Source organism: Comamonas sp. 17RB (genome assembly GCF_030056555.1).
GTDB classification, from domain to species: Bacteria; Pseudomonadota; Gammaproteobacteria; order Burkholderiales; family Burkholderiaceae_C; genus Comamonas; species Comamonas terrigena.
Genome location: NZ_JASHHY010000004.1, coordinates 329,613 through 347,286, shown reverse-complemented (window position 1 = coordinate 347,286; position 17,674 = coordinate 329,613). Strand labels below are relative to the sequence as shown.

General features: G+C 61.1%; 20 protein-coding genes and 1 riboswitch. Of the genes, 8 read left to right on the top strand and 12 right to left on the bottom strand.

The window, feature by feature from the left end:
- Window positions 1-425: 425 nt before the first annotated feature.
- Window positions 426-782 (bottom strand): PRC-barrel domain-containing protein, encoded by a 357-nt coding sequence (locus QM470_RS09880; protein WP_283339136.1) that lies wholly within the window; start codon window positions 780-782, stop codon window positions 426-428.
- Between the two features lie 287 nt (window positions 783-1,069).
- On the opposite strand from QM470_RS09880, the gene QM470_RS09875 reads away from it, so the two are divergent.
- Both QM470_RS09875 and QM470_RS09870 read left to right on the top strand, forming a co-directional pair.
- The gene (locus QM470_RS09875; RefSeq protein ID WP_283339135.1) at window positions 1,070-1,492 is read left to right on the top strand and encodes a hypothetical protein; all 423 of its coding nucleotides are present in this window, start codon (window positions 1,070-1,072) and stop codon (window positions 1,490-1,492) included.
- 165 nt (window positions 1,493-1,657) lie between these two features.
- Window positions 1,658-1,951: an ElaB/YgaM/YqjD family protein gene (locus QM470_RS09870; RefSeq protein ID WP_172591818.1), complete on the top strand. Its 294-nt coding sequence runs from the start codon at window positions 1,658-1,660 to the stop codon at window positions 1,949-1,951.
- A 134-nt stretch (window positions 1,952-2,085) separates the two neighbouring features.
- Here the strand turns inward: QM470_RS09870 and QM470_RS09865 are convergent, their stop codons facing one another.
- Together QM470_RS09865 and QM470_RS09860 are read right to left on the bottom strand one after the other, a co-directional pair.
- On the bottom strand, window positions 2,086-2,412 hold the full coding sequence (locus QM470_RS09865; protein WP_083520355.1) for a BON domain-containing protein: 327 nt from the start codon (window positions 2,410-2,412) through the stop codon (window positions 2,086-2,088).
- A gap of 31 nt (window positions 2,413-2,443) precedes the next feature.
- Window positions 2,444-2,608, bottom strand: coding sequence for a DUF1328 domain-containing protein (locus tag QM470_RS09860; RefSeq protein WP_083520354.1), 165 nt, complete (start codon window positions 2,606-2,608; stop codon window positions 2,444-2,446).
- Window positions 2,609-2,884: 276 nt separating this feature from the next.
- On the opposite strand from QM470_RS09860, the gene QM470_RS09855 reads away from it, so the two are divergent.
- Complete coding sequence (locus QM470_RS09855) at window positions 2,885-3,907, top strand: SDR family oxidoreductase (RefSeq protein ID WP_283339183.1); 1,023 nt, start codon at window positions 2,885-2,887, stop codon at window positions 3,905-3,907.
- A gap of 100 nt (window positions 3,908-4,007) precedes the next feature.
- On the opposite strand, the gene QM470_RS09850 is transcribed toward QM470_RS09855, so the two are convergent.
- From QM470_RS09850 to QM470_RS09830, 5 genes are all read right to left on the bottom strand, one after another.
- Complete coding sequence (locus tag QM470_RS09850; protein WP_283339134.1) at window positions 4,008-4,340, bottom strand: four-helix bundle copper-binding protein; 333 nt, start codon at window positions 4,338-4,340, stop codon at window positions 4,008-4,010.
- 154 nt (window positions 4,341-4,494) lie between these two features.
- Window positions 4,495-6,585 carry a catalase gene (locus tag QM470_RS09845; protein WP_283339133.1) on the bottom strand — a complete coding sequence of 697 codons (2,091 nt, stop codon included), beginning with the start codon at window positions 6,583-6,585 and terminating at the stop codon, window positions 4,495-4,497.
- Between the two features lie 439 nt (window positions 6,586-7,024).
- Entirely contained in the window at window positions 7,025-7,453 is a 429-nt protein-coding gene (locus tag QM470_RS09840; protein WP_283339132.1) for a VOC family protein, read from the bottom strand.
- Window positions 7,454-7,475: 22 nt separating this feature from the next.
- The gene (locus QM470_RS09835; protein ID WP_502846823.1) at window positions 7,476-8,264 is read right to left on the bottom strand and encodes a carboxymuconolactone decarboxylase family protein; all 789 of its coding nucleotides are present in this window, start codon (window positions 8,262-8,264) and stop codon (window positions 7,476-7,478) included.
- On the bottom strand, window positions 8,261-8,836 hold the full coding sequence (locus QM470_RS09830; RefSeq protein ID WP_283339131.1) for a (R)-mandelonitrile lyase: 576 nt from the start codon (window positions 8,834-8,836) through the stop codon (window positions 8,261-8,263). Before QM470_RS09830 ends, QM470_RS09835 begins: the two co-directional genes overlap by 4 nt.
- A 124-nt stretch (window positions 8,837-8,960) precedes the next feature.
- On the opposite strand from QM470_RS09830, the gene QM470_RS09825 reads away from it, so the two are divergent.
- A complete protein-coding gene (locus QM470_RS09825; protein ID WP_283339130.1) occupies window positions 8,961-9,857 on the top strand; it encodes a LysR family transcriptional regulator in 897 nt (298 codons plus the stop codon).
- A 72-nt stretch (window positions 9,858-9,929) separates the two neighbouring features.
- Here the strand turns inward: QM470_RS09825 and QM470_RS09820 are convergent, their stop codons facing one another.
- Window positions 9,930-10,568, bottom strand: coding sequence for a CDGSH iron-sulfur domain-containing protein (locus QM470_RS09820; protein ID WP_218332523.1), 639 nt, complete (start codon window positions 10,566-10,568; stop codon window positions 9,930-9,932).
- 327 nt (window positions 10,569-10,895) lie between these two features.
- Between QM470_RS09820 and QM470_RS09815 the strand changes: the two genes are divergently transcribed.
- Together QM470_RS09815 and QM470_RS09810 are read left to right on the top strand one after the other, a co-directional pair.
- Window positions 10,896-11,417: a DsbA family protein gene (locus QM470_RS09815; protein WP_283339129.1), complete on the top strand. Its 522-nt coding sequence runs from the start codon at window positions 10,896-10,898 to the stop codon at window positions 11,415-11,417.
- Window positions 11,418-11,653: 236 nt separating this feature from the next.
- Entirely contained in the window at window positions 11,654-12,250 is a 597-nt protein-coding gene (locus QM470_RS09810) for a hypothetical protein (protein ID WP_218332521.1), read from the top strand.
- 179 nt (window positions 12,251-12,429) lie between these two features.
- Here QM470_RS09810 and QM470_RS09805 read toward each other — a convergent pair whose 3' ends face one another.
- Window positions 12,430-13,050 (bottom strand): flavin reductase family protein, encoded by a 621-nt coding sequence (locus tag QM470_RS09805; RefSeq protein ID WP_283339128.1) that lies wholly within the window; start codon window positions 13,048-13,050, stop codon window positions 12,430-12,432.
- Window positions 13,051-13,689: 639 nt separating this feature from the next.
- Between QM470_RS09805 and QM470_RS09800 the strand changes: the two genes are divergently transcribed.
- Window positions 13,690-13,920: a hypothetical protein gene (locus QM470_RS09800; protein ID WP_283339127.1), complete on the top strand. Its 231-nt coding sequence runs from the start codon at window positions 13,690-13,692 to the stop codon at window positions 13,918-13,920.
- A gap of 70 nt (window positions 13,921-13,990) precedes the next feature.
- On the opposite strand, the gene QM470_RS09795 is transcribed toward QM470_RS09800, so the two are convergent.
- Both QM470_RS09795 and QM470_RS09790 read right to left on the bottom strand, forming a co-directional pair.
- Window positions 13,991-15,196: a voltage-gated chloride channel family protein gene (locus QM470_RS09795; protein ID WP_283339126.1), complete on the bottom strand. Its 1,206-nt coding sequence runs from the start codon at window positions 15,194-15,196 to the stop codon at window positions 13,991-13,993.
- Window positions 15,197-15,317: 121 nt separating this feature from the next.
- Window positions 15,318-15,383, bottom strand: a riboswitch (Fluoride riboswitch).
- Between the two features lie 54 nt (window positions 15,384-15,437).
- Complete coding sequence (locus tag QM470_RS09790) at window positions 15,438-15,920, bottom strand: methyltransferase family protein (RefSeq protein ID WP_283339125.1); 483 nt, start codon at window positions 15,918-15,920, stop codon at window positions 15,438-15,440.
- A gap of 274 nt (window positions 15,921-16,194) precedes the next feature.
- Here QM470_RS09790 and QM470_RS09785 point away from each other — a divergent pair, with 274 nt between their 5' ends.
- Window positions 16,195-17,655 carry a cryptochrome/photolyase family protein gene (locus QM470_RS09785; protein ID WP_283339124.1) on the top strand — a complete coding sequence of 487 codons (1,461 nt, stop codon included), beginning with the start codon at window positions 16,195-16,197 and terminating at the stop codon, window positions 17,653-17,655.
- Window positions 17,656-17,674: the final 19 nt, after the last annotated feature.

The following is a 17,674-nucleotide window of genomic DNA, read 5'->3' as shown; positions in this document are numbered from 1 at the left end:
AGCTCCTTCGGGGAAACAACAGGTCGGGGTGACCTGCCTGTTTGTCAGCATGGAGCGTTAATAGCAAACGATCTGTAGTCACAATCTGACAATGCGCTTCAGTTATGTAAGTGAATGCTCTTGTTTTATGCATTGCTATGCCTTGTATGCCTGTGAGAGGTTGAGTGCGCTTCTCACAGGTTGAGGTGTTTTGTAGACTTCTCTTACGTCAACGCTTCCATGTTCTGGTTCTCAGTGCCGTTCCCCCTACGTCGTTGCCCGCTTTACCGAACGGGTTGCAGTGTTTGGCAGTCTCACGCCGTGTCTTGATTTCAAACTTGCTGCTCACAGGGCCGTGCTAGCCGTCCTAAGTGGCCTGTGAAAAATGGATGACCAATGAAAAAAGCCCGCAAATGCGGGCTTCGGTTTTGGATGTTTCAGATAATTTACAGGTATGGAACTCCGTAATAATCATTCACACGGCGGCGGTTTTCATCGGTGTAATCCCACTCGATACCGCGCGCATAACTTGGAGCGTCTTCCAGTTGCTCCTTGCTCACAGAGACAACGTAGCCGCCCATATTGGGTTCGTACTTCAGGCTGCTCCAGGGAATGGGGTAATTGTCGGTACCTATTCCCAGGAAGCCGCCAAATTCCATCACGGCGTAACGGACTTGTCCGCTGATCTTGTCGATCATCAGAGAGTCAATCGAGCCGAGCTTTTCGCCATTGGGGTTATAGACATTGGTCCCATTGACCTTGTCAGAGGAAATGATGCTCGATGCAGTATTGGGTGTAACCATGGCTATCTCCTAGAGGGTTTTACACACAAACGCTGAGGAAATGCGATGCCACCAAGGTGGCGATGCGAGGTGCGGACCATGTTGTGGAGAGAGTAATTCCTCTCTATTGATCCGCTTCAGCGCTTGGGACTTGCGAAGCAGAATGGCTTCTGGGTACAGATTAGGTCGCTCGTCGACGATAGGGAGTAGTCGATAGGTCTGCAGGACTGTAGGATCAGCACTTGCTCAAACCTGTCCAATGATATAACCCTCTTTCGGCTGTAACTTATTGCATGGAAATGCGTGAAATGATCTCTGTCGTTTGGAAAAATAGTTCTCATACAGAAAAAATGAAGGGCTGTGAGCGCTGCAGCCATTGGGAGAAATGGGAGAAATTAATGCGTAAATTTTTTACAATCATTTTTCTTGCATGGGTCTGTGGAGCAGCAGCGCAGGCAGACGGTGAGCCTGCAATCAATGAGGCGCTTCTGCGCAATGCGTTGGGCGAAAGACTGAGTGGTACGGAAAGCGCCGAATTGAGGGCGCTGGAAATCATTGAAAGCAAGAAAGAGAAGGGCGATTTTCAGATCTGCGGTGAAATCAAGGTGGGTGACAGCGAAACTTATACGCCCTTTCTGGTGTACATCGTCAATATGGAAAAGTACTCTGTGCTGGATATTTCGCCCAATGCGCGCAAACTGTGCACATTGGTCAAGAACGGAGATGTTTAAAGTTGCGCAGCGCTCCTCGCCCAGAGCATTGGCGGGGAGCTGGTGTACTCAGCCATTGTTTCATTTGGCTGCGCTTGTATCAGTCAAGGTTGTGATCGACCTACATCCATGGCGTGGCATTGGACGTACTCTGTACAGACTGTTCACCACACGAAGGAGTACACAATGAAGTTGTTTTCCCCGAATGCATCGACCATTCAGCGCGACCTGACCCGCCTGCTGCAAGACACGGGTGACGTGCTTGCTGCGCGCGCCAAAGAGGAACCCAAGTTGAAGGAGGCGGTGCAGTTCCTGGATCGTGGACTCAGTCGCGCTCGAAATGCGGCCAACGGAGCTGTGGATTATTCGAGGGATGTTGCTCGCAACACCGATGACTATGTCCATGATTCACCATGGCAGGCCATTGGCGGTGCATTGGCCGTGGGGGTTGTCATCGGCATGCTTTTGACCAGACGATAAGCTCCAGTTGGATGTTGAGAATTTGTGAATAGAAAAGCCCGCATGATGCGGGCTTTTCTCTATATCGTTACCACAACCTTATTCAGGTCCATGCGTTGCGATTGTCCATAAATAATTTTATGGATGTGTGAGAATCAAGGGCGAACCACAATGCTGTTCCTCACCCCCATAACACCTTTGGTGTTGCGTGTGATGGATTCTGCGCGGTCTTTTTCTGCCTGGCTTTTGGCGAAACCGGAGAGCTGAACCACCCCCTTCATGGTTTCCACGCTGATGGAGGTAGCTGCCACAGTTTTATCCTCTGCAAATTTTGCCTTCACCGCTGTGGTGATGCCAGAGTCGTCCATATAGGACCCCACACTCTGTTGATTGCGGGCCACAGAGCAGCCAGTGACAGCCAAAACACCAGAGCTGAGTGCAATGGCGACAATCAGAGCGCGAGATGTGTTGCTTGCTTTCATGACGATTCCTTTCTGGGTTGGATGTCGGAAGTTATTTCTTGTTGATCAAACTTACGACGAATGTAATTACCGCAATCGCGATAAATACAAAGAAGAGAATTTTCGCAATATCCACTGCACCTGCTGCGATCCCACCAAATCCCAAAACGGCAGCGATCAGTGCAATGACCAAGAAAATAACAGCATAACGTAGCATGTTTGCCTCCTGTACTTAATTTTTATGCTGGGACTAAGAAAATATTTGTAAGGTTATTCAATAAATAGATGAAAGATATGGACTACACCATACGGAATTATCAGCCTGAGATCACTGTAAATCAATATTACATTTACGCCTGCATAGTTCTTATAATAGATATTCAAGTTCAGTATGAAAATAATTGAATTTTCAAAGCAATAGCATTGGTGTGAATTTTATCAACCTTGCTTGGTTAATAGGCGTTGACGCAAAGACATGAAAGGAATCACCGCGATGAAAGACCCAAACAAGTGGAAAAAATCTGAGCGACCTGCCGATGCCGATGCCGCTGTGCAACGCCAACAAGTTATTCAGGCGACGCAGGATGCAGATGACCGCCAGGCTCCCACACGTAATGCGCGTGCAAAGCCAAAAGCCAAAGGTGCTCCAGGCCCGGGACATGTCGAGCCAGCGCCCCCTCTGCCGTCGCAGACGCTTGCCAAGCCAGGGTTGCAGGCCGACATGCAACTGCAGCCTCGGAGCCTTGCCAAGCACTATCGTGGCAGCGGCAAGTTGGAAGGCAAGGTGGCAATCGTTACAGGAGGCGATTCAGGCATCGGTCGGGCGGTCGCGATTCTCTTTGCACGCGAAGGCGCCCACGTCGCCATTGCCTATCTCAACGAGGACGAGGATGCCCAAGAAACCTGCCGCCTGGTGGAAGCCGAAGGTGGCAAGTGCCTGCCCATCTCGGGGGACGTACAAGATGCCGCATTTTGCGAGGGTATGGTTGCCAAGGTGATAGCGACGTTCGGCGGCATCAATGTGTTGGTAAATAACGCTGCCTTTCAGGAGCATGCCGAACACATCGAAGACATCACGGAGCAGCGACTCGAACAGACTTTCAAGACGAACGTCTTTGGCTACTTTCATATGGTCAAAGCCGTGCTGCCTCATCTTGGTCAGGGCGACTGCATTATCAACACCGGTTCTGTGACAGGCCTTCGCGGCAGTAAGAACCTCTTGGACTATTCGGCCACGAAGGGCGCAATCCATGCGTTCACCAAGGCGCTTGCAAGTAACCTGGCCGAGCGCAATATCCGCGTGAATGCCGTCGCACCAGGTCCTGTCTGGACGCCGCTCAATCCTGCTGACAAAACAGCCGAAGACGTGGTGCAGTTTGGGGCCAAAACCGACATGCGGCGACCCGCACAACCTGAAGAAATCTCGCCGGCCTATGTTTTCCTAGCGTCTCAAGCGTGTTCCAGCTACATCACCGGCGTTGTGCTTCCCATCACAGGAACGGCTGCAGAAGGCTGAAATTGGGCTATCCAGCACTCCAGCCACCGCAAAGGCGCGACCGTCCGTGCCGCATGCCTTTGCGTCGTGTGGTGCTGGCTTAAAGCCGGGCAGCTTGGCCTCAATTGACCATTGCCTGGCAGGCTTCTGCGCAGTGCTTGCATGCGTCAGCACACTGCTGGCAATGGTCATGTGCATGCTGCGAGCATTCGTTCGCACAAGCCAGGCAGACTTCGCTGCACACACGGCAAAAATGCCGAGCCATTTCACTGTCGCGGGCCATCGCATGCGCTGCAAGGCTGCAGATGGCTGCGCAATCGGTGTCGAGTGCAATGCAGCGCCGCATCATTTTCACGTCGTCTTCCTTGAGGCAAGCGGCCAGGCAGGCATTGCAGGCGGCAGCACAAGCGTTGCATGCGTCGATACAAGCCTGATATCGGGTGTGAATATTCATTGCTCAATCTCCAGTTCTCTGTTGACGATGCGATCCAGAGCCGCAGAAACTCTGTTCCATCCGATCTATTCGGCCCTGCAGTGGTGCCAAGACCGAGCGCACGGTGACTCCGTAACCACTGGTGGAAGGCGCTGGCAGGGCCTGTACATCTCGTTCACGCAAGACTGCGCAATGCGGGCTCACGTTCCCAAAAGCGAGATACCGCGGCCTTCACAAACGCTTTGGTGTCACTCGGGTCCACTACGCCGGCGTCGGGCTTTACTCCAGCGGCGTCAAGGATGGCGTGTGTGCCCTTGCAGGCTGCGATAGCTTTAAGGTGGCCAAAGGCATCGCGAAACCAGTTCTGTGCTGCGGCTTGCTTGGCCAGTTTTTTGCCAGACTCCAGCGGGATGATGGAAGCCACCGCATCAAACTGGGCGGAGGGCGATCCGGCCAGTTGCCCATCGATGGCGGCATCTTTGCCATCACTCAGCGTGATGCCACCCAGGCGCGGGGCAATCAACTTGACGCTGGCCTTGGCCGCCTCCAGCGCCTTGCGCATCGCGGCAACGGACTCGGCATTCGATCCTTCATCCACCAAAATGGCGACGCAGCGGCCTTCCAGCGTGGGCTTCATTCGGTCGATGATGCGGGTGGCCGGGCTGACCGGCAGGTCCTGCACGGGGACGGCGGGCTGCACTGCATCAGGCACCGGCGACAGGCCCAAGCCCTTGGCCACGCGCTGGCCCAGTTCCTCGTCAATCACGCGCAGCTGGCTGACCACCGCGCTGCGCACATGGAGTGTCTGTACCTTTGAAAGCTCAAACACCAAGGCGCTGGCGATGTGGGCCTGCTCCAGGACACTTTGGCTGCGGAAGAACATGCGTGCCTGGCTGTAATGGTCCGCGAACGATTCGGGGCGTACACGGCCTTTGCTGCCTACCGCAGCTTCGGCAAATGAGCGAGAGCCCTGAGCCAGCGAAGCACGCGGGCTGTCGGGTTGCAGGCTGGACGGTTCATAGGCCACGCGACCCTTGGGTACTTGCATTTGCATATGTCCGTCGCGCTGGTGATGGGCGAAGGGACATTTCGGCGCATTGATGGGGATTTGCGCAAAATTGGGCCCACCCAGGCGCGAGAGCTGCGTATCCAGATACGAGAACAAGCGGCCTTGCAACAGCGGGTCGTTGGAGAAATCGATGCCTGGCGGCACGTTCGCTGGGCAGAAGGCCACCTGTTCGGTCTCTGCAAAGAAGTTGTCGGGCCAGCGATTGAGTACAAAACGGCCGATTTTTTGCAGCGGCACAATTTCTTCCGGAATGATTTTGGTGGGGTCAAGGTGGTCATAGGGCAGCTTGCTGGCCTGCTCCTCGGTGAACAGCTGCACGCTCAGCTCCCAGGCAGGCGCTTGGCCGGACTCCAGTGCTTCAAACAGGTCGCGGCGATGGAAGTCGTTGTCGGCGGCTTGCAGCGCCAGCGCTTCGTCCCACACGGTGGACTGGATGCCCAATTCGGGTCGCCAGTGGAACTTGACAAAGGTGCTGTCGCCCTGGGCGTTGATCAGCCGGAAGCTGTGCACACCAAACCCTTCGATGGTCCGCAGGCTGCGGGGGATGGTGCGGTCGCTCATGATCCACATCACCATGTGCATGGACTCGGGCATCAGCGAGATGAAATCCCAGAACGTGTCGTGGGCCGAGGCCGCCTGCGGAAAGCCGCGATCGGGCTCCATCTTCACCGCGTGTACAAGATCTGGAAACTTCATCGCGTCCTGGATGAAGAACACAGGCACGTTGTTTCCGACCAGATCCCAGTTGCCTTCGTCGGTATAGAACTTGATGGCGAAACCACGCACGTCGCGCGGGGTGTCCACGGAGCCAGCACCGCCGGCCACGGTGGAAAAGCGCACGAAGATGGGTACCTTCTTGCCCGTTTCGGTGAGTACTTGAGCCGTGGTGTATTTGGCCAGGGATTGACTCAACTCGAAGTAGCCGTGCGCGCCCGTGCCACGGGCGTGGACGATGCGCTCGGGGATGCGCTCATGGTCGAAGTGGGTAATCTTCTCGCGAAGGATGAAATCTTCGAGGAGGCTGGGCCCACGCTCATAGGCCTTGAGAGAGTTCTGGTTGTCGGGGACCGGGATGCCTTGCTGGGTCGTCATCGCCGGGTGGCTGCCCCCGGCTTGCTGCTGCAGCTCGCCGGCATTCCCGCGTAGGTCGGTCACTGACGGCTTGGCACTGCTCTTTTTCGCTGCTGGCTTGGTCATACAAACTCCTTTGCTGGTGGGAACTGTTAACTATGCAGCGCTGAGCTGTCAGCGGGGTAGGCGTGGGGGAGGCATTGCTGGGGGCGATTGGACTACAAAGGGGCTCCTGAAGTTCTCGTCCCTCAACGGCTCCTGTGAACCCTCCGCACTGACTCGGCCAGAGTTGTGCAGCTGGTTCAACGCTCCTGTTTCCATCAGCACCGCAGTCTTGATGCTTCGTTGGCGCTACGTCGAACAGATGGCCTGGCCTTTGGCGAGCCAATCCAATCCGGAAAGCAAGCGCGCCGTTGGCAATCGCTGGCCGCATGGCCCGCGCCGAGCATCACCGGGGCGTGGTGGTGCCAGTGGATGGCCGTTTCAGCGCGCGCAGACGCGGTCACCGGTACCGCCATGGTGGCGGGTGGATTGAAGCGCTGGAATGGGCCTTTACGGGTCCGCGCTAGAAATCGATGACCACCGATGGTGCGCTGCGCCGTGCCTCGCCGTGGTACACGGCTTCGATGTTGTTGCCATCGGGGTCCAGCACAAAGGCCGCGTAGTACCCGGGGTGGTAGGGCCGCTCGCCTGGAGGGCCGTTGTCGCGTCCCCCATGCGCCAGCGCCGCTCGGTGAAAGGCCTCCACCATGGCCTTGTCTCTGGCCTGGAAAGCCAGGTGGCAGCGCCCCGTCAGCACCCCCAGCGCGGCCGGGCTGCCGGCCGAGGACACCACCAGTTCGTCCGCCCAGAAGAAATCATCACTGGTGCCGATGATGGGGATCTCCAGCACAGCCAGGACAGCGGTGTAGAAATCCTGGCTGGCTTTGAGGTCGCTCACCACCAACTGGATGTGGTCGATGAGGCGTCCGCGGTGCAGCTGGTTGGTTTCCATGGTCATCCTTTCACATTCAAGGTCAGGGTTGCACGCGCAGTTGCCGGACCAGCGCCGCCTGTGCGCGCGCGCCGGATGCGGCATCGACCTGGCTGGTCAGCACCTGCACCACCTGCTGCAGCTGGCTGGGCGTCAGTCCGGTGTTCAGGCTGATGCGCATATGGGCCTGCAATTGGCTGTCGACACCGGGCATGGTCGCCAGCATGCCGACGGTGGCGATTTCGCGGCTTTGCCAGTCGAGGTTGTCACGCGCAAAGATGTCGCCGAACAGGTGTGATTTTAGGAACACATCGATGGCCGGTGCAAAGTCAAACAGCGGGCCGGTGACCGGGCTTCCGGCAAGCCGGGTCTGGTTGGCGGTGCCCAGAGCCAGCAGGGCGTCGCCCGTGGGGACCGCTCCGGGCTCTTGGCCCGCGGCGTCTTGCACGCCGCGCTGCCTGCGGGCATCAACCAGCTGCATCAGCTCACCCAGGGCGTTCAGACTGCGTGGAAAGCCGGCATAGGCATAGACCTGCACCAGCAGTTCCTTGGCTTCCTGGATCGACATGCCGGCATCCAGCGCCTGCTCCAGTGCGGTGCGAAGTCGGGGCATGTCGCCCACTGCCGCCCAGGCGGTGACAGGCGCTATGGCCAACTGGCGGGCCGTCAGGCTGGTGCTGGGGGGCGCGTGCTGGGTGGTGGTTGGTTGCATGGAGGTCTCCTGTGCGTGGGAGGGGCTGGCCGATAGCGCCAGCACGGTGTCCAGCGCTACGACCAGCGCCATCACCAGCGGGGCTGCATGCAGGCGGGGGATGGGGTGGCGGCGCTTCATGGTGCAGCGGTGCCGTGGTTTGTGCCAGCAGGGGCATCGGCAATGGTGTCGGCACTCTGGTGCGTCTGTGCTTCTCGGTACTGTGCGTCGGTGACGTGCTCCATCCAGTCCACATTTTTGCCGTTGCTGTCGGCCGGAGTGACGGCCAGGTGCGTGAGCGCCGTGAACAGGCCCGCACCATGCCAGTGTTTGATGCCCGGCGGGCACCACACCACATCGCCCGGCTGGATGCGCTGGGCGGGCTTGCCCCATTCCTGGGTCAGTCCCACGCCGCCTGTCACCACCAGGTACTGGCCCTTGGGATGGGTGTGCCATGCCGAGCGGGCTCCGGGCTCGAAGGTGACGTAGGCACCGGAAGCGTTGACCTGTTCGTTGGCGGCATACAGGGGGTCAATGCGTGCCCGGCCCGTAAAGAACTGGGCAGGCCCTGCCATGGCGTGCTGGCTGCCCGCTGCTGCAATGCGCTGGGCCGCCGGCAGGACGGCGGAGGTGGCAGCGGCGGCCGGCGCGGGCTCTGCGCTGGCCAGTGTGCTCAGGCCGGTGGCCAGCAAGGCGGTGGCAATGGGTTTCATGGAGCGTTCCTTTCTCAGTGCGGTCTGCGTGCAAACCTTGAACATCGTGCGATTCACTGTAGAAGGTGCTGACTTGATTGAATAGACGGCAAAATCTGCATGAACTAGTGAAACTGGCTCAACAATGATGTCCGAGAACCTGAATGACCTGCAGGCCTTTGTGGCCGTGGCGCGCGCGCAGAGCTTTACCAAGGCGGCGGCGCAGATGGGACTGTCGCGTTCCGCGCTGAGCCACAGCATGCGGACGCTGGAAGAGCGGCTGGGGGTGCGCCTGCTCACCCGCACCACACGCAGTGTGTCGGTCACGGAGGCGGGCGAGCGTCTGCTGCACACGCTGGCGCCCCGGCTGGACGACATCGATGCCGAGCTGGCCGCGCTGGCGGCATGGCGTGACAAGCCGGCGGGCACGGTGCGGATCTCCACCCACGACCACGCCATCACCACCGTGCTCTGGCCCAGGTTGCTGCCGCTGTTGCATGCCTATCCCGATATCCAGGTGGAGTTTGCGGTGGACTACGCCATGACCGATATCGTGGCCGAGCGCTTTGATGCCGGGGTGCGCTCCGGCAACCAACTGGACAAGGACATGATTGCCGTGCGCATCAGCCCGGACCTGCGCATGGCGGTGGCGGCATCGCCGGCCTATCTGGAAGGCCGCCAACTGCCACTCAGTCCCGCTGATCTGACCGGGCACCGCTGCATCAATCTGCGCCTGCCCACCTACGGAGGGCTGTACGCCTGGGAGTTTGAAAAAGGGGGCCAGGCACTGAATGTGCGGGTGACGGGGCAGGTCACGGTGAACAACACATTCTGGCTGCTGCGCGCCGCACTGGATGGCATGGGGCTGGCCTATGTGCCACTGGATCTGCTGCAGCCCCATTTTGAGCAGGGTACCCTGGTGCCGGTGCTGCAGGACTGGTGGCCCAGCTTCCCGGGCTACCACCTGTATTACGCCAACCGCAGGCAACCCTCCCCGGCGCTGACGCTGGTGATCGAGGCGCTGCGGATGGAGAGCCGTTGACCCCATCCCGGATCCAGCCTGGGCACGTCATCGCTTCGGGCTGCCGGGGCATGCCGGCCGGGCCGCGCCTGTTCAATCCCCGCTGACAAATCCCGCCTTCGCATGACTGCCGTCACAAAACGGCTTGTTCGCGGAGTGCCCGCAGCGGCACAGCCAGGTGTCGGTCACCCGGGTGATGGTGCGGCCTGTGCCGCTGACCACTTCGAGCGGGCCGCTCACCTGCAGCGGGCCGTTGGTGGTGGGGTCTATCTGCAACGGACCGTTGCGTCGGGGCAGCGGGTTGGATTCCTGTGTGGACGGCTCCCCCGTGGCGGTGAAGCCGGCGGCAGTGTGGCTGCCGTCACAGTAGGGCTTGAGCTGCGACGCGCCGCAGCGGCACAGTGTGGCGCGCAGGCCGTCGGGTCGGCCGGCCACCACCAGTTCCGCATGGAAGGCCAGCGGCCCGTTCTCGCGCACGCGCACGGTGTTGACCAGCGGCGGCAGCTCCATGGCCGTGCCGTCCGGGTGCTGGCACTGGATGGCTCCGGAGGGGCAGTTGTGTGCCAGCTCCAGCACTTCATCTGGGGTGGCACGTTCGGGGTGGATCCAGGCGCCCTTGACATTGGGCACAAACACGTCCGGGCGGTCCAGCACGCAGTGGCGCGAGTGGATGCAGCGCTGGCCGTCGAAGGTGACGGTGACGTTGGTGGAGGAAACGGTTTCGCGGCCCATGGTGAGCTCCTGTTCTGGTCGTGGGGTGTGCGCTGCCGGCCCGTCCCGCGCCATGTCGCCCGGGCAGGCGCGAGTGCACCTGTCCATCGTAGGCAGGCACGCGCTGCAGCAGGCGTAGGCCTGTGCCGCAGCGTGCAGCCCGATGTGGCACCAGCCTGCACCGGCCTGCAGCGGTGGCAGACGGATGGCGGACGGGAGTGAGGGGAAGTCCCCAAGCTCTGTGGGTGCCCGCCCATGCCAGCATGGCGGCTGTGCGGCAGGTGGGGCCTGTTGTGTTCTGCCCTGTCCCATTTTTTCCTGCTGCCGCTGTGATGGAGGAGCTGGTTCATGTCTGCACTGCAAGTCCCTGTTTCGGCCCATGACCATGTCCATGGCCCGCGTGATGCCGCCGTGGTGCTGGTGGTCTATGGCGATTACCAGTGCCCGTACTGCGGCATGGCGGAGCCGTCCTTGCAGCGCATTCGCCAGGAGCTGGGGGACCGGGTGGCGGTGGTGTTCCGCAACTTTCCACTGCCTATGCACGCCCAGGCGCTGCCGGCGGCCTTGGTGGCGGAGTTCGCGGGCCAGTACGACAGCTTCTGGAAGGCGCACGACTGGCTCTACAGCCACCAGGCGACCCTGGGGCCGCCGCTGTACGGGCGCTTGCTGCAGACGCTGCAACTGAATGCGGAGGAACTGGGGCCGGCCATGGCCGGCGGGCACCTGGAAGCACGCATCCGTGCCGATATCGACGGCGGGGAGCGCAGCGGGGTGGATGGCACGCCGGCCTTTTTTCTGAACGGCGAAGCCATTCATATCCAGCACAGCCATGATGAGCTGTACGAGCTGGTCTTGCGCGCACTGCGCTAGGGGAGCAGGTTACGCACGCAGCCTGGTGCCAGGAGCCACACGCAGTGTCTGGCAGTGTCTGACATTGCCTGGCCGTATGGAGCGCGCCGCGGGCGGAAGATGGCTTCGTCTCTGGCGCCCCACATGGACCGGTTCCGAGGTCAAGACGCCTGCCGTGGACAGGGCTGCACTGTGGCTTTTGCCCTGGGGGCTGTCAGGCATGGCACCATGCGGGTTTTGGATCTGGAGTGAGCGATATGAAGTTCTGGCTGGCAGGGGTGCTGGGTGCCCTGGTGGTGGCAGGGTGTGCAAGCAAGCAGGCACTGGTGCCGCAGGTGCAGCAGGGTGTGGATGCCAAGGGCGTCAAGACCGTGACCGTGGCCCCCGAGAAGGTGCAATGCAGCCGCCCGCAATGCCCCACGCTGGCGGCATCCTGGACCGCCGCCAAGAAGGGGCAGGCCGTGCTGAGCATTGGTTTGCCCAACCAGCAGGCTGCAGTGACGGGGGCGGATTTCCACTTTGGCAGCGGCGAAGTGCTGCGCGTGCGTTCGCGCTCGCAGACTGCAGCCATGCAGCAAGGCTATCCGGCCACGGCGTTTGACGTACCGCTGCGCACCATGGAGCGCCTGGCCTATTCGCCACGTACCTGGGTGCGCGTCTATACCGAAGGCGGCAATGTGGATGAAACCATCAACAGCGGCGAAGAAACCAGCCGCGCCTTCACGGCCATGAACTATTTCATGGGCGGCGTGGAGGCAGCTACCGGCCAGGGCCCCAGCGCCGATGTGAACACGGGAGGGCTGATGGACCGTCTGGGCCTGGGTGAAGACAAGGACAAAGAGCGCAACCGCTGAGCGGTGCCGCCTTCCGCTGCGGTACAAAAACATGGCGCCCTGTGTGGGCGCTGTGTGTTTCTGGAGGGTGGTTGTGCCAACTGAAGCGATTGCCCTCACTTCAACGGCCATGACAATGGCAATGGCACCGGGGAAGCCACTGCGCATGGCCCGCAGGGGCGACCCGCAGCCGCCGCGCCTTACTCCGGCATGCTGCTGGGCAGTTGCAGGCTGTCGCCGGTGACATAGAACTGGCCGCCCGCCACATAGTGCAGGGTGCGCAGATCGTCCGGCGCGGTGTCGAATTTCCAGCGGCCCTGCTGGAACACGCGTTCATCGGCCCAGGCGGCCGTCACTTCGCCAATGAACAGGTCGTAGGCCTGCTGGTTGTGCGGCTCGGGAATGAGGCGACACACCAGCCAGCCGGCGCAGCCGGCCACCAGCGGGGCGCCGGGTGCGGCGGGCGCGCGGAACAGCTCCACGCCGTGGCGCTGCAGCTTGTCCGGGTGCTGCAGGGCGCTGTCGGTGCCCACATCCAGTGTCAGCCGGGCCTGGGCGCGGGTGGGCAACTGCAGCACGAACTGGCCGCTGGCCTCCACCAATGCCCGGGTGCGGGTCTGCTTGTCCAGCACCACCGTTACCTTGGGTGGAGCAAAGTCCAGCGCGCAGGCCCAGGCAGCGGCCATCACATTCGCTTCGCCAGCGTGCGCAGCCGACACCAGCACCGTGGGCCCGTGGTTCAGCAGGCGGTAGCACTTGTCCAGTGGCACGCTCTGGCAGTGGGTGGGCAGGTGCAGCGGGAGATCGGCAAAGGAAGTCATGGCGGTGCAGGAAAAGGTGACAAAGCCAGCAGTGTAGGCGGCTGCCCCTGGTGTGCTGAGGGGGGCGGGCAGGTGCTGGAGAAGAGGCGGTCTGTCAGACCGGCAGCACAGCGCACTGGCGCATGGAGCGCAATGGCAGGCACCATGCGGGAATACTCCATGGTGGCGTAGCCCGTTCGGAGCGGCTATCCCTCATATTCAGGAGAAGCAGGGTGTGGGGGAGACTATGCTGATGCCCATATTCATAGGGCTGCACGGTGCCTGATCACCTGCGGGTTCTGATGCACCACGAGAATCTGCATGGGGCTGTGAAATTTTCCGGTAAATCCGCAAACCGTGTCGTTTCGCCACACCCGAATACCTTGCGCCTCGCTCCAAGTTGCGCACGTTATAGTGCTTTCACAGGTTCATGCTCGGACCTTTTTCTTCCCTGTGGTGTGCCATATAGGAGAGCGGATAGATCTTCAGCTTGAAAATGGCCCCGTATGGGGTGCCGTGTTTGGCATTGCACACCGGCAGCGAAACCAGGAAGTCAGCCCGTTGCGGTATCTGGACGGCGCACAGGACGAGTTTGAGCGTGGCATGATTTCATGGCGCTAGATTTTTTATTTTGAAGACCCATATTCAAGGAAAAGTATTTTGGATACGTCCATTTCGCACACACTCATCAGCCTGATTCCCATGATGCTGATTCAGGGGATTTATGCCATCTTTGCAGCGCAGGTTGCAAAAAGAACCCAAAGAAGCGTACCGCTGTTTGTCATTCTCACCCTGATTCCCTTTTTGGGCATGCTCCTGTTTGTTTACGTCATCTGGTCTACGACTTTGTACGTACTGGATTCAATCAACGAGCTCAAAGAAAAATCGTGAATGTGCTGGCATGCGGTCTTGGAGGGGCCAAGATCGCATGCCTTGGCAGAACCGGGGTGCCCACAGGTGCTCATGGCTGCCCGGCTTGCCGGTGCAGGCGGTGCTTGCTGCGCCCGATGCGCTGCGCCTGGTAGATGCCGGCATGCCCGGAGCACAGATAGGCTGCCACACAGGCGATGGCGGCAAATGGACCGATCTGCGGGCCGAACAGCTCCAGCGCCATCAGGATGGTGGCGATGGGGGTATTCGCCGCCCCCGCAAACACGGCGACAAAACCGAGGCCAGCCATCATCGCCAGCGGCATGTGCAGCAGCGGGGCCAGCGCATTCCCCAGCGTGGCGCCGATGTAGAACAGCGGCGTGACTTCACCGCCCTTGAACCCGCTGCCGACGGATGTGGCTGTGAACAGCAGCTTGCCCAGGAAGTCCCACGGCCGGACGGGGGCGTGGAATGCCTGCAGGATGTCGGGGATGCCCAGGCCGATGTAGCGGTAGGCATCCAGCCCCCACACGGCTGTTGCAATGGCGATGCCGCTGATGAAGGGGCGCAGCGGCGCATACGGCACGCGGTGTTTCATGAAGGCGCCGATTGCGCGGGTGGTCTTTGCAAACAGCATGCCGACGAGCCCGAAGAGGACCCCGGCGATGGCAACGGCCAGCACGCTCCACCAGCCCACAGGCACGACGTCCAGCACCGCATAGTGGGTATGGTGGATGCCCCAGGCAAGCCCCACCTGGTCGGCCAGAATGGCAGCGACCACGCACGGGAACAGCGCGTCGTAACGCATGCGCCCCATCGTCAGCACCTCCAGGCCAAAGACGGCGCCCGCCAGCGGTGTGCCGAAGACCGAGGCAAAGCCTGCGCTCATCCCTGCCATGAGCAGGATGCGCCGGTCGTGCGGTGCCAGCCGGAAAACAGTGGTCAGCTGGTCGGCGAGTGCGGCGCCCATCTGGACGGCGGTTCCCTCGCGGCCTACTGAGGCGCCGAACCCATGGGACACCACCGTGCTGGCCAGCACCAATGGCACCATGCGCAGCGGCACCACTTTTTTCGGCGTGTGGATCTCATCGAGGATGAGGTTGAGGCCACCATCGACCGACTGGCCCACCTGGCGGTAGAGCATGCCCACCGCCAAGCCGGCGAATGGCAGCAGCCATACCACCCCACGGTGGGCATCACGCCAGGTGGTGGCATGGTCGAGTGCAAAAAGAAAAAAGGCGGAGGCGGTGCCGGCAAGTGCGGCCACCACGCTGGCCAGGGCGAGCCACATCCCCATGCGGGGCAGCAGTGCGAAGGAGACGGTTGGGAAGAGTTTGGGCATTGGTCAACAGCTCGAAGGAATCGGCCTGACCAATGGGGGACGTATACGCGAACGCCTACAGCCCCGACCCAGGTCAGGTTCTGTAGACGTCATTAGCTGCATGCCGCAGCGGTTGAGGAGGAACGTCATCTCCTTGACCGCCAGTATAGCGGTGCCAGCGGTGTGTGCTGGCTGTCGTTTTTTTGAGGTCACTGGCTCACAGCCAGCGGCGCACCTGCTGGCAATAGCGATCGAACGCGGGGCCGAAACGCGCGCGCAGCGCGGCTTCTTCAGGGCGAATCTGGAAATGCTGCAGGTAGGCCATGAACACTGTGACTGCAAGCAGCCCGGACAGCTTGCCCAGCCCTAGGGCAAAAGCCAGCAGCAGCAACGCAAAGCCCAGGTACATGGGGTTGCGTGTCAGGCGATAGACCCCGCGCACCACCAGTGCTGAAGATGAGGCTGGGTTGACCGGGTTGACAGTAGTCCGTGCACGGCGGAATTCCAGCACGCCAGCCAGGCAGAAGCCTCCGCCCACGGCTGCCAGCACGGCGGCGACCATCCCGGCGCCAGGCAGCCGGATGGGCAGCAGGTCGGGCAGCAGCCAGATGGCAGCGGCGAACAGCGCAAACAGTGCCAAAGGTGGCACGCGCAGAGAGAGCCAAGAGGACGGCTGGGGTGAGGGAGGGCGGGTGGGCATGGGGGAGTCGACGAAGTGGTGGTGAAGTCTTTATGGTGCAAGCGTAAAGATTAAAGTCACTTCAATGTCAACGGACGTGATGACTACACAAACCTGGGGGGAAGCCCTGGAACGGGCATGGTCGCCAGAGCATGCGCAGCTGAGGCCGGCGTGCTGGGCATGCAAGCCTTCACCAGGATGAAGCCAGGCGCACGGCGGCGCTGTCGTGGACTTTGGCTGCAGCCCGCGCCCTGTTGTGCTTCAATGCTCAGCCCAGCTTTCGTTTTCTTCTGCCATGGCGAATTCCTGCGCCCTGGTGTGGCTGCGGCGCGATCTGCGCTGCGATGACCATGCCGCGCTTTATCACGCGTTGCGCCGCTTCGAGCGGGTGTATTGCGCCTTTGTCTTCGACACCGACATCCTGGACGCGCTCCCCCGCAAGCAGGACCGGCGCGTGGAGTTCATCCACGCCAGCGTGCTGCAGTTGCACGGTGCGCTGCAGGCCTTGTCTGCCGGTGCGGGCGTCCCGGGTGGCGGGCTGATCGTGCGGCATGGCAGCGCTGCTCAATGCATTGTGCAACTGGCCCGCAGCCTGGGCGTGCAGGAAGTGCTGGCCAACCGCGACTATGAGCCTGAGGCCATTGCACGGGACCAGCGGGTGGCCCAGGACCTGGGGGGAGTGGGCATCGCTTTCAGCGACTACAAGGACCAGGTGTTGCTGGACCGGGACGAGGTGCTGACGCAGCAAGGCCAGCCCTACAGCGTGTTCACGCCCTACAAGCGGGCATGGCTGCAAAAGCTGGACGCCTTTCAGCTCAAGCCCTACCCGGTAGCGCGCTACGCCCACCATCTGGCCCCGATCCCTGCGGAGGAACGCTTGCCGGCGCTGGAGCAGCTGGGGTTTGAACGCACCAATCTGCAGACCTTGCCCATGCCGGCGGGCATGGACGGTGCGCAGCAGCTGTTGCAGGATTTTCTGCCGCGCATGCATGCCTACCAGGAGGCACGGGACTTTCCCGGCCGCAAGGGCGTGTCCTATCTATCCGTGCACCTGCGCTTTGGCACGGTGTCCATCCGGGCGCTGGCAGGTCTAGCCCTGGAGCGTGCCGTGCAAGGGGATGAGGGCGCGCAGACCTGGCTGTCCGAGCTGGCCTGGCGTGATTTCTACTTCATGATTCTGTGGCACCACCCGCATGTGGTCACCCAGTCCTTCCGCCCGGAATACGAGCGCGTGCTGTGGGACGACGCGCCGCAGCTGTGGCAGGCATGGTGCGAGGCCCGCACCGGCTACCCTTTGGTGGATGCTGCCATGCGCCAGCTGCACCAGACCGGCTATATGCACAACCGCTTGCGCATGGTGGTGGCCAGCTTTCTGACCAAGGACCTGGGCATCGATTGGCGCCGGGGCGAGCGGCACTTTGCCGAACACCTGAACGACTATGACCTGTCGGCCAACAATGGCGGCTGGCAGTGGGCGGCGTCCACTGGCTGCGATGCGCAGCCCTGGTTCCGCATCTTCAACCCTGTCACGCAGTCACAGCGGTTTGACCCGGATGGCCGCTTCATCCGCCGTTACGTGCCGGAGTTGGCCAGGCTGCCGGACAAGCACATCCATTTCCCGGCGGGAATGAAGCCGCTGGAGCTCCAGGCCTGCGGCGTGCAGCTGGGCGTGGACTATCCGCACCCTGTGGTGGACCATGCCAGCGCCCGGCAGCGGACGCTGATGCGCTTTCATTTTCTGCAAAGCGATCGGTAAGGCGAACGCGAACCCTGCG